Annotated in this window: 10 protein-coding genes; all 10 read right to left on the minus strand. The window is 34.7% G+C overall.

Going from position 1 to position 12,824, the window contains the following annotated elements; genetic code table 11:
- Positions 1-9 precede the first annotated feature (9 nt).
- The 10 genes from nreB to ACJQQZ_RS07585 all read right to left on the minus strand — a co-directional run bounded on the left by nreB (position 10) and on the right by ACJQQZ_RS07585 (position 12,598).
- Positions 10-1,041 carry a nitrate respiration regulation sensor histidine kinase NreB gene (nreB, locus tag ACJQQZ_RS07540; RefSeq protein ID WP_049425531.1) on the minus strand — a complete coding sequence of 344 codons (1,032 nt, stop codon included), beginning with the start codon at positions 1,039-1,041 and terminating at the stop codon, positions 10-12.
- A 9-nt stretch (positions 1,042-1,050) separates the two neighbouring features.
- Positions 1,051-1,503, minus strand: coding sequence for a nitrate respiration regulation accessory nitrate sensor NreA (gene nreA / locus ACJQQZ_RS07545; protein ID WP_002450334.1), 453 nt, complete (start codon positions 1,501-1,503; stop codon positions 1,051-1,053).
- Positions 1,504-1,524: 21 nt separating this feature from the next.
- The gene (narI, locus tag ACJQQZ_RS07550; protein WP_049425529.1) at positions 1,525-2,202 is read right to left on the minus strand and encodes a respiratory nitrate reductase subunit gamma; all 678 of its coding nucleotides are present in this window, start codon (positions 2,200-2,202) and stop codon (positions 1,525-1,527) included.
- Positions 2,195-2,770: a nitrate reductase molybdenum cofactor assembly chaperone gene (narJ, locus tag ACJQQZ_RS07555; RefSeq protein ID WP_002450336.1), complete on the minus strand. Its 576-nt coding sequence runs from the start codon at positions 2,768-2,770 to the stop codon at positions 2,195-2,197. The genes narI and narJ overlap by 8 nt, the downstream gene beginning before the upstream one ends.
- The gene (narH, locus tag ACJQQZ_RS07560; protein ID WP_049425528.1) at positions 2,763-4,316 is read right to left on the minus strand and encodes a nitrate reductase subunit beta; all 1,554 of its coding nucleotides are present in this window, start codon (positions 4,314-4,316) and stop codon (positions 2,763-2,765) included. The genes narJ and narH overlap by 8 nt, the downstream gene beginning before the upstream one ends.
- Entirely contained in the window at positions 4,306-7,989 is a 3,684-nt protein-coding gene (locus tag ACJQQZ_RS07565; protein WP_145505590.1) for a nitrate reductase subunit alpha, read from the minus strand. The genes narH and ACJQQZ_RS07565 overlap by 11 nt, the downstream gene beginning before the upstream one ends.
- A gap of 177 nt (positions 7,990-8,166) precedes the next feature.
- Complete coding sequence (cobA, locus tag ACJQQZ_RS07570) at positions 8,167-9,093, minus strand: uroporphyrinogen-III C-methyltransferase (RefSeq protein ID WP_002450339.1); 927 nt, start codon at positions 9,091-9,093, stop codon at positions 8,167-8,169.
- Entirely contained in the window at positions 9,084-9,398 is a 315-nt protein-coding gene (gene nirD / locus ACJQQZ_RS07575; RefSeq protein WP_002450340.1) for a nitrite reductase small subunit NirD, read from the minus strand. Before nirD ends, cobA begins: the two co-directional genes overlap by 10 nt.
- 2 nt (positions 9,399-9,400) lie before the next feature.
- Positions 9,401-11,806, minus strand: a complete 2,406-nt coding sequence (nirB, locus tag ACJQQZ_RS07580; protein ID WP_145505592.1) for a nitrite reductase large subunit NirB — start codon at positions 11,804-11,806, stop codon at positions 9,401-9,403.
- Between the two features lie 69 nt (positions 11,807-11,875).
- On the minus strand, positions 11,876-12,598 hold the full coding sequence (locus tag ACJQQZ_RS07585) for a sirohydrochlorin chelatase (protein ID WP_002450342.1): 723 nt from the start codon (positions 12,596-12,598) through the stop codon (positions 11,876-11,878).
- Positions 12,599-12,824 lie beyond the last annotated feature (226 nt).

The following is a 12,824-nucleotide window of genomic DNA, read 5'->3' on the forward strand; positions in this document are numbered from 1 at the left end:
AAAATTAATTTACAGTGGTACTTCTAAAGTAATAATCGTTCCTTTACCTATATGCGTCTCAATATTTAAATTCCCTCCAACAAGTTCGGATCGCTCTTTCATTCCATATAACCCTAGTCCAGATCCTCTCGGTTTGGAAGACGGATCAAATCCTTGTCCTCTATCAATAATTTCAGCGATTAACGTCAGTTCATTTTGTTGAATAGTGACTTCTACTTCACTAACACCAGCATATTTTAAAGCATTATAAACAGCCTCTTGCACAACTCGATACACGACGGTTTCCACCTCGCTATCAAAGCGATGATTAACGATATTAGAAACATAATTAATTTGCATACCATAATTTTCTTCGAATTGTTTAAAATAAGATTTAAATGCTGCCTCTAATCCTAAATCATCTAAAGATGCAGGACGCAATTCAACTGATAGATGTCTGACATCGTCAACGAGTTGTGACATTAAACCTTCAATATTTTTAACATCATTCAATATTTTCTCTTTATCTTGTTGATATTTTAACAAACGTAATTGAACATCAATATTCAACATTTCTTGAATAACACTATCATGTAGTTCTCTAGATATACGCTTACGTTCATTTTCTTGCGCGGATATTGTTTTTCTCATCATTCGGCGTTGATTCATTTTTTCTTGTCGTTCAATTTGAGGTGCAACATCTTGCAATGTAAATGCATTAATACCTTTAACCGGATCTATGGTTTGATAAGAAGCTGTAAATGGTGCGATTTTTCTGTTTTTTGTTTTCATAAATACTTGGAATTGTGAATGATGAGGTTGTGCTACATCTAAAAAGCAATCTCTACATGACTGTACGTCATACTCATTCGTGTAACCTTCGCATCGTCTACAAATCGCATTCGTCATTGCACTATAATTTTCTTCTTCCGAAATAACTTCTTTAGCTGCTTCATTCATTGCTATAATCTTTCCGCTATTATTCACAAAAACAATCTTTTCATTTGTGCTTTCAAAGTAACGTCTTAGCAACACTTCAAGTTGTTCATTATTAACCGTCAAGTTAATCACCTAAATTTCTTCATTAAATATGCCTAATTGTTTATAAATATCTATATCATACACATTAATTGGTAATGGCTTATGATTTCTTTGGCCAAACAACATAACCCCATACACCTGTTGTTGATACCAAAGTGGAATAGCTATGACCGCCGTTAAATTTTCACTTAATAATATAGGAAACTTCACCTTTTCATCAGGTGTTAAGGCCATATCTACATTAGCAATGATCATTCTCTTTCCCGTTTTCATCACATTACCAGCTAGACCTCGACCTTTACGTAATATAATCAATTTATATCTATCATTATTGTTACCTGATACATATTGCCATTTTATAGGTGAATAGGTGCTCGCTGATTCATAAAAAGCTAACGCCGCAAAATCAAAACCTTGTTCTAATCTAATTCTATCAATATTTTCTTGAAAACTTTGGCTTTCGAACATTGAATCTGGCATCATACTATTTCCACCTTTGAATTACTATAGTTTATTTTTTCGATAAATAATGTACCTTCTACTTGTATACGATAATGGTACACTCCATACATGAACTAAACGCGTAAATGGCCAACATGCAAAAATGGTAAACCCTAATACCATATGTAATTTAAATTGCAATGGTACATTGGCCATCAAATCTGCGTGCGGTTTAAACATAAAGAGTTGTCTAAACCATACTGAAATGGTTTCACGATAATTAAAGTCGATATGCATGATATTCGTAACTATTGTAGAGTAACATCCCATGAAGATAATAATTAATAAAAGAATATTTACAAAAATATCCGAAAATGAACTTAAACGCCTTACATTTTTAATTGTAATTCTTCTAGCAGTAAGTAACAACATACCTATTAACGTCATTATACCAAAAATACTACCAATATAGACTGCTCCAAAATGGTACATATGCTCATCAATCCCTAATGAGTCCATCCAATATTTCGGTATAACAAGACCAACTACATGTCCAAAGAAAACTGGAATTACGCCTAAATGAAATAGCAAGCTTCCCCATTTCAGTCTCTTTTTCTCAATTAATTCGCTAGACTTTGCAGTCCAAGAAAACTGGTCATACTTATATCTTGCAATGTGTCCTATGATAAATATAGCTAAACATAAGTATGGATAAATGACCCATAAAAATTGATTAATCATGTTGAGCCACCCCTTCTGGTACTTCTAAACATAATTTCAAAGTCTTTCTTAATGCTTGTATTACGTACCCATATGGATGATTTTGTTTTCCAAGTTCATTTGCCATTACAAATGTTCCATCTTCAATAATCATGATGACTAATTGAATATTTTCTTCTGCCCTTTCATCGCCACGCCATTCTATTGTCTGTAAAAATTGTAGCATCAATGGTAGATAATCTGACAATTCATTATCTACCATTTTTAATCCAAACATTTCGTACAAAACTTTGAGTTTTGCTAACATTTGGCCTCTCTCTTTTTGAGTGTCGAATTGATTATAGGTCATATATAATGGTGCTTTTTTGCTAAAATCAAAGGTATCTGTATATATTTGTTGAATTTCAGATAACGTATATTGCATCATCTGTTCTCTAAATGCTATTAGGTCTTCATACCCCGGATGACTAGGATCGATGACTTCGTTAAATATATTTTCATTAAATGTCTTTTTCTCAGGGAAGCATAATTGCATTGCGATATATCCTAAACTGTCTTGATATCGATATAAATTGTCAAAGTTAATCACGGAAAATCCCTCCATAAAACCGCTCGTTATAAATGTCTTGACCTGATTTGTCCGTAGCAACAGCGACGCCGCATCCTTCACAATTAACGCCGAAGTTTTCACCACCATAACCTTGCGAACCTTGAGCGTGATAAGTATCTAAATAAGTTTCTTTATGTGTCGTCGGTATCACAAATCGTTCTTCATATTTGGCTAAACCTAATAATCGATACATATCTTTCGTTTGACGTTCAGTAAGTCCTAGTTGCGTTAAACGTTCAACATCGAAATCTTTTTGAGTCACTTGTGCTCTCATATAACTTCTCATCATAGCCATTTTCTGTAGTGCTTGTTTGACCGGTTTTGTAGCACCGGCTGTAAACATGTTCGCCAAATATTCTATCGGTAAGCGCATTTCTTCTATGGCAGGGAAAATCATATCCGGATCTTGTTCTGAATTTTTACCTTCAAAATAACTCATAATTGGGCTTAATGGTGGGCAATACCACACCATTGGCATAGTTCTATACTCTGGATGCAATGGGAATGCTAATTTATATTCAATTGCTAATTTATAAATCGGTGACTGTTGTGCCGCTTCAATCCATTCATGATTGACACCATCTTTTTCAGCTTGCGCAATGACTTCTTCATCAAATGGATCTAAAAATAATTCCAATTGTTTTTCATATAAATCTTGTTCATTTTCAGTCGACGCCATTTCTTCCACTCTGTCAGCATCATATAATAATACGCCTAAATATCTCATTCGACCTGTACAGGTTTCTGAGCAGACTGTAGGCATGCCTGCTTCAATTCTAGGGAAGCAAAATGTACATTTTTCGGCCTTATTCGTTTTCCAGTTAAAATAAACTTTTTTATAAGGGCATCCAGTCATACAATAACGCCATCCACGACATGCATCTTGGTCGACCAAAACAATACCATCTTCATCTCTTTTATACATAGCTCCTGATGGACAAGATGCAACACAACTTGGATTAAGACAATGTTCACACAATCTTGGTAGGTACATCATAAAGGTTTCATCAAATTGAAACTTGATATCTTCTTCTATCTTTTGAATATTTGGATCTTTAGGTCCAGTCACATGACCACCAGCTAAATCATCTTCCCAGTTAGGTCCCCATTCAATATCCATCTTTTCTCCAGAAATAACAGAGTAAGCTCTTGCTACTGGTGAGTGTTGACCTGCCTTAGCTGTTGTTAAATGCTCATAGTTATAATTCCATGGCTCATAATAATCTTGAATTAATGGCATATCAGGATTATAGAAGATTTTTCCAAGGGCTATTTTAGACCACTTGCTACCAGATTTAAGTTGTAATCTGCCTTTTCGATTCAATACCCAACCGCCTTTATAGTGCTCTTGATCCTCCCAACGTTTGGGATATCCTGTACCAGGCTTTGTTTCAACATTATTAAACCACATATATTCTGCCCCAGGTCGATTTGTCCATGTGTTTTTGCAAGTAACGCTACAAGTATGACAACCTATACATTTATCTAAATTCAACACCATTGCTATTTGCGCTTTAATCTTCAAGCCAATTGACCTCCTTCATCTTTCTTACTGCTACATATACATCTCTTTGATTACCAATTGGTCCATAATAATTGAAATGATAACTAATTTGAGCATAGCCACCTATTAACTGTGTTGGTTTCAAATGAATTCGTGTTGGTGCGTTATGTGATCCACCTCTAGTATCTGTAATTTCAGAACCTGGCGTTTGAATATGTTTATCTTGTGCATGATACATAAACATGGTACCTTTAGGCATTCTGTGTGAAATAACAGCTCTCGCAGTAACGACACCATTTCGGTTATATACTTCTAACCAATCGTTATCCTGAATGTTGTGTTCTTTAGCATCTTCATCAGAAATCCAAACTGTTGGACCACCTCTAAATAGCGTTAACATATGTTTATTATCTTGATACATAGAGTGAATATTCCATTTACCATGTGGTGTAAGATAACGCAGAATTAAAGTATCAGTGCCACCTTTAATTTGTTTATCCTTAGTACCAAATACCATTGGCGGTAACGTAGGTTTGTAAATCGGTAAACTTTCTCCAAATTGTTGGAAAACCTCATGATCAATATAGTAACTTTGACGACCAGTTAACGTTCTAAAAGGAACGAGTCGTTCAATATTAGTTGTAAATGGTGAATAACGTCGTCCATTTTTATTTGATCCAGGGAACACTGCAGTTGGTATAACTTCTCTAGGTTGAGAACCAATATTTAAAAATGTTATTTTTTCAGACGCACGTTCACTTGAAATATCTGTTAACGTCATACCTGTTTGTTTTTCTAAGTCTTGATAAGATTTTTGTGATAATTTACCATTTGTAGCAGATGAAATATTCAACATTGCATCTGCTACATTTCGAGCAGAGTGAATTCTTGGTTTATCATTTTTGATAGAATTAGGGTCTTTATCATTCCAAGTCCCTAGCATACTTTTTAATTCTTCGTATTGTTCCTTCACGCTAAAACTAACGCCATGTGCCCCTACATTATCTGTCTCTAATTTCGGTCCAACAGAAACATATTTATCGTAAATTAACGTGTAGTCACGTTCTACGATTGTAAAGTTAGGCATGGTTTTACCGGGTATGGCATCTATCTCTCCTTTAGACCAATCTTTTACGATACCTAATGGTGTTGCTATTTCTTGTTTGGAATCATGACCTAACGGTGTTGTTACGACATCTTTATATGTACCTGGTAGATAATCCTTCGCCATTTCTGACACTGCTTTAGCGAGTGTTTTATAAATATCCCAATCTGATCGAGACTCCCACAATGGATCTATGGCTGGATTAAATGGATGAACATAAGGATGCATATCAGTAGAAGAAAGATCATGTTTTTCATACCAAGTTGCTGCTGGTAAAACAATATCCGAATATAATGGCGTCGCTGTCATTCTAAAATCGAGTGATACGAGTAAATCTAATTTACCTGTTGTTTCTTCTCGCCATTGAATTTCATCAGGTTTATCATCTTCGGTTGGTGATGCTAATAATCCTGATTTTGTACCTAATAAATGTTTCATAAAATATTCTTGTCCTTTAGCAGAACTAGAGATTAAATTAGAACGCCATACGAATAATGTTTTAGGATGGTTTTTTCTTAAATCCGGATCTTCTACTGCAAATTTTGTTTGTTTCGTTTTCACTTCATTAATCGCACGTTTTAATATGGCTTCATTTGAATCATCACCATTTTCTTTAGCTTCTTCTGCGAATAACAAACTATTCTTATTAAACTGAGGATACGATGGTAACCAACCTAATTTAGCAGCTGTAACATTGTAATCAGCTGGATGTTGATGTTTAATATGTTTCGCTAAAGGTGATTTCAATTTATCGACATTTGATTCTTCATATTTCCATTGATCTGTCGCGAAATAGAACCAACTTGTACCATTTTGTAAACGAGGTGGTCCTTGCCAATCTTTAGCAAATGCAATCGTATTCCAACCTTCAATAGGTCGACATTTTTCTTGTCCAACATAGTGTGCCCAACCGCCACCATTTACTCCTTGACAGCCACATAACATAATTAAATTTAAAATCGAACGATAAATTGTATCGGAATTAAACCAGTGGTTGATACCAGCACCCATAATGATCATTGAACGCCCTTCTGTGTCTATAGCGTTTTGGGCAAATTCTTTTGCAACTTGAACGACTAAACTAGATTTTATACCTGTAATGTCTTCCTGCCATGCAGGTGTATATTTAGAATGCGAATCATCATATCCCGTCGCTTCTAATTCATGATTAAAACGTTTGATACCATATTGACTAACCATCAAATCATATACAGTAGTAATATATCTTTCATCACCATTAGCTAATTTAATCTTCTTAGTAGGTATAGGGCGTTCAAAGACACCATCACCATTGCTATCAAAATATGGAAATTGAATTTGTTGTAATTCAAAATCGCTTTCATCCATGGATAAACTAGGTTGAATAACATTGCCATCTTCATCTTCTAATTTAAGATTCCATTGTTTACCATCTTCCCAACGTTGTCCCATCGTGCCATTTGGAACAACTAGTTGATTTGATAAGTTATCAAATAACACAGGCTTCCATTCTCCGTTTGTTGTATCTTGTCCAAGATCACTTGCTCTTAAAAATCGGCCTGCTTTCAAACCATTGTCATCTTGATCTAACATTAATACAAAAGGCATATCTGTATATTGTTTAGCATAATTAATAAATCGTGAATTAGGATTGTTGATATAATATTCTTGTAAAATAACATGTGTCATTGCTTGAGCAACTGCAGCATCAGTACCTGGGTTAGGTGCTAACCAATTATCAGCAAATTTTACATTTTCAGCATAATCCGGCGCGATAGAAACGACTTTAGTCCCTTTATATCTCACTTCTGTCATAAAGTGCGCATCTGGTGTTCGTGTTAATGGCACGTTTGAACCCCACATAATCAAGTAAGCAGCGTTATACCAATCACTTGATTCAGGAACATCTGTCTGTTCTCCCCAAATTTGAGGTGATGCTGGTGGTAAATCAGCATACCAATCATAAAAACTTAACATTTCTCCGCCTAATAAATTAATGAATCGTGCGCCAGCTGCATAGCTCACCATAGACATCGCTGGAATAGGTGTGAATCCAGCTATTCTATCTGGACCGTCCTTTTTGATGGTATATAATAATTGAGCAGCAATAATATCAGTTACATCTTTCCAATTTGATCTTACATGACCACCCATACCACGTGCTTGTTTATAACGTTTTGCTTTTTCTTCATCTTCTACAATAGATGCCCATGCAGCTATTTTGTTTCCATGATTTTCTTCAAGTGCTTCTTGCCATAATTCTAAAAGTTGACCTCTGATATAGGGATATTTAACTCTTAATGGACTATATTCATACCATGAAAATGATGCACCTCTAGGACATCCTCTTGGTTCATATTCCGGCATTTCTGGACCACAACTAAGATAATCTGTTTGTTGATTTTCCCAAGTAATGACGCCATTCTTAACAAAAACTTTCCATGAACATGATCCAGTGCAATTCACGCCGTGTGTTGTTCTCACTTCTTTGTCGTGACTCCATCGTTCACGGTACATTTTTTCCCATTCTCTGCTTTTACTTTCAAGTACTGACCAATTACCATTAAACTTTTCAGTTGGCTTAAAAAAATTTAATCCAAATTTCCCCATAAGTATCCTCCTAGACCTTTACTTCATATATGCGTTCCTAACTTTTCAATTAGATTGTACATTTTTTCACAATATTTATATATTAGGGAATGTCCTAATTGCACTTATAAATTTCCTACAAAAAAGCAGTGCCTATTCTAGATAGACACTGCGTTATAGTTAATATTCATTGTGGATTTATATTTCAATAAATTGATGTGCATACTGCTTTAGTACTGATTTGTATAATGCTTGTTGAGAATAATGATACGTCTCATCTACTTCAATCATGGATCCATATCCTTGTTCATATAATAATTCACATTTTTCCAATGCGTGATTTCTATTCCCTTTTACAATATATATGATTTCTGTATGCTTAGCCTTATTTTGAGGTAGTGAATAGTTGATGATATCTCCAATGATACAAATACCTGGTAATCCTTCTACATTATATTGGGTTAACTTTTGCTCAATATTACTGATATTTCCAGTCAATATTTTCTCATCAAAAAGTGATGCACGAAAGACAATAGCAATTGGGTAATCATAAGATGTATATTGTCTGATTTGCTTAATAATTCTAGGTAATCGTTTAACCCCCATATAAACTGCTAGCGTTCCTTTATTTAATAATGTACTAATATCAATGTCATTATCTTTTGAATCTTTAAAATGACCTGTTGAAAAAGTGACGTTTTTAGCTATACTCCTCATCGTTAGACCTAAGTTCATGGATTGCGCTGCTGCACTTGCCGATGTTACACCAGGCACAATTTCAAAGTCGATATTCAGCTTATTTAATGCTTCAACTTCTTCTTGGACTCGTCCAAATATAGCGGGATCGCCACCTTTAAGTCTAACCACATGATGATGTTTACTTGCAGCTTCAATCGTTTTTTGATTAATGCTTTCTTGTTGAATATGCTTAGTATATGGTTTCTTACCAACATCAACAATTTCTATTTCTGGCTTAGCATATTGTAAGATAAAGGGATTAACCAATCTGTCATATAATATGATATCAGCATTTTCAATGAGCCGTTGTGCTCTTTTAGTTAATAAGCTAGGGTTACCTGGACCTGCACCTACTAAGTAGACAGTTCCGTATTCATTTATAGACATATAAATATATCTCCATCTATGATTTCTACTGGATATGTTTTTACACAACCAGTATCTGGCTCCTGCACATTACCTGTCTTAAGGTCAATTTTTTGATCATGTAATGGACAATAAACATAACTTCCACTTACAGTACCTTCTGACAAAGGGCCTTCCTTATGGGGACAAATATTATTAACTGCAAATATCTCACCCTCATTTGTTAAAAACAAACCAATCTCTTTATCGTTTACGAATACTTTTTTACCAATTAGTGGTGTTAACTCATCTATACGAGACACTTTAATTTTCTGCATATTTTTCATGATTAAACCCTCTCAACTTCAAAGATTTTTTGTGATGCTTTATCATTTACGATTGCTTGCCAAGGTTCATCTTGAATCGCTTGTTTCGCTTCCATCACTCTATCGAAAAGTGCTTGTTGACGTTCGGGATCTAACAATACTTCTTTCACATTTTCAAAGCCAAGACGTTCTAACCATGGCGCAGTTCTTTCAGAATAGATTCCAGTTTCACGATAATATTGCATCAATGCGCCACAAATACGAATCACTTCATCTTCTGTTTCTACAGTTGTTAGTAATTGTCCTTTTGTTACTTCAGTACCGCCATTGCCACCGATATAGAGTTGAAAACCGTTTTCTACAGATATTACACCAAAATCTTTAACACCAGATTCTACACAGCTTCTAGGGCAACCTGACACCCCCATTTTGAATTTATGAGGTGTATCAATATATTCAAATGTCTTCTCTAATCTAATACCAAGTTGAGTAGTATATTGTGTTCCAAATCTACAGAATTCTTTACCTACACAACTTTTAACTGAACGTGTTTTTTTACCATATGCCGAAGCTGAACGCATGCCTAAGTCTTCCCATACGCTTGGAAGTTCTTCTTTTTTCAATCCATATAATCCCACACGTTGAGAGCCAGTCACTTTGACAAGTGGTACATTATATTTTTTAGCGACTTCTCCCAATCTAATAAGTTGATCTGCATCTGTAACACCACCGCGCATTTGAGGAATAACGGAAAATGTACCGTCATTTTGAATATTTGCATGATAGCGTTCATTTGCGAATCGTGATTCCTTTTCATCTTTATGCTCATATGGATAAATCATGTTCAAATAATAGTTGATAGCTGGGCGACATTTCGGGCAACCATTTTTATCTTTGAAGTTGAGTACATGTCTCACTTCTTTAGATGTTTTGAGTCCTTTGGCTCTAATTTGAGTAACAATTTGATCACGTGATAAATCTGTACAAGCGCATATACCAGTTGGTTTGGATGCTACAAAATCATCGCCTAAAGCATATTGTAGAATATCTGCGATTTGCCCTTTACATTTCCCACACGAATTTCCTGCTTTAGTCATTTTTGTTACTTCAGCAACAGATGTTAGTCCATTTTTAGTAATTGCTTCTACAATTGTGCCTTTATTAACACCATTACAGCCACATATTGTTTCATCATCTGCCATATCCTCAATGGATACATTGGCATCTTCTCCACCTTTTGTTAATAAAGAGACTAACGTATAGTCTTCGATAGATTCATGTTTTTTCATCATATTATAGAATCGAGAGCCATCATCTGTATTACCATATAGCACTACACCGACAACTTCACCGTCTTTTAAAAATACTTTTTTATAATGATTATCGATACTATTAAATATTTCTATACCATGAATATCTTCAGTTTCTTCAATGGTACCTGCACTATATAAATCACATCCTGATACCTTTAAAGATGTAAATGTAGTGGAGCCATGGTAACCATTAGTTTCTTTTTGTGTTAAATAATCTGCTAGAACGATACCTTGCTCATATAATGGTGCCACTAAACCATATACTTTACCTTCACATTCTGCGCATTCACCCACAGCAAAGATATTTGGATCACTTGTTTGCATATATGCATTAACGATAATACCTCTATTGACCTCTAATCCTGCTGCTTTAGCTACCTCAGTATAAGGTCTAATACCTACTGCCATAACTACTAAATCAGCTTCTAGCACACGTCCATCTGCTAATCTAACAGCCTCAACATCTTTATCACCAAGAATTTCTTGCGTATTCGCTTGTAATTCAAAGCGCATGCCTTGTTGTTCTAAATCATTTTTTAGCATTTGACCTGCTTTTCGATCCAGTTGCATTTCCATAAGCCATTCTGCTAAATGTATCACGGTTACTTCCATGCCTTGGTCTAATAATCCTCTAGCACATTCTAATCCTAAAAGGCCCCCGCCTATAACAATCGCTTTTTGTTTAGTTTGAGCTATCTCCATCATGCGTTTAGTATCATCAATTGTTCGCCATCCAATAACACTCGGTAAATCAGACCCTGGAATAGGTAATACGAATGCCTTTGAACCTGTTGCAATTATACATTGATCATACTCAAATGATTGCCCACTCTCAGTTATAACGGTCTTATTTGCTCTATCTAATATCGTCACTGGATCGTTATTAATCAATTTAATATCATGTTCTGCGTACCAGTCATATGAATTCATGATGGTTTCTTCCACAGTCATTTTATTTTGTAAAATATTAGATAACATGATTCTATTATAATTTGGGTAGTCTTCTTTACCTATAATGGTAATTTCAAAACGTTGCGGATCTCTATCCAAAATTTCTTCGATTGTTCTCAAACCAGCCATGCCATTTCCTATCATCACTAATTTGTTCTTAGTCATATATATGCCCCTTTATCACTTAAGATAAGTTATTTAAAGGATTGGATATAAAGGCACATGTCTTAATTTTTAAAATCGGAGTGCTTCTAGACGTTCTCGAATAATGAGTCTCAATGTGTCATCAAAATTGATTGACGGTGTGATGTGTAATATACAATGAATAGCCATGTCATCAATGAGTCGTTTTACTTTATTGACCAATCTTCCATCAAATAAAAAGAGTGGCACGATGATTAATTCATCATATTGTTTTGATATCTCATCTAAATCATTTCTAAATGTTAAATCGCCGTATAAGGCTCTTGCATAAACAGGTCGATCCGAATCAATTGTTTTCACAAATGCTTTAAGTTCATCATGTGCTTTTGTAAAACGGCCACTTCCATTACCGTGTGCAATGATAACTGTTGCTGTTTTGGATGATTGATCGACTAGCTGCACATCGTCAATTCTTCTTTCTACTAGTGATTTCATATAAGGATGTGTGCCTAATGGTTCACTCATTTGACTTGAAATATGCGGATACTTTTCTTTCATCTCTGATAATATGTTTGGAATATCGCCAATATAATGCATCGCTCTAAAAATTAGCAACGGTACGATTCTAAATTGTGTGATTCCTTTTTCGATCATCTTTTCCATTGTAATTTCCAAACTCTGCGTGTCACTCTCTAAAAATGCTAATTCATAATGGTACTCTTCATCTTTAAGCAAGGTTGTAATGAATTCTTCTAAGGCTTTATTTTGATTTCCTTTTCTCATTCCATGTGCCACTAAAATGTTGCCTACCATAATACCAATCCTTTCAACTTGAATTGTAAACTAATTCATATTACTTTTGTGATTAAATTCACATTTTTAGCGAAAATTAGGGAATCCCCTTATAAAGGTTCTATGAACTAAATATATAAATATTTAACTTTACAAAAAGAGATGTATAAAGATTTAAATTACATGTAATAAGATATATAATTAAAATATTGGTGGTTAATATATGTACTACTTCAATCAGCACCTA

The organism is Staphylococcus sp. KUGN1, assembly GCF_045984185.1.
GTDB classification, from domain to species: Bacteria; Bacillota; Bacilli; order Staphylococcales; family Staphylococcaceae; genus Staphylococcus; species Staphylococcus warneri_A.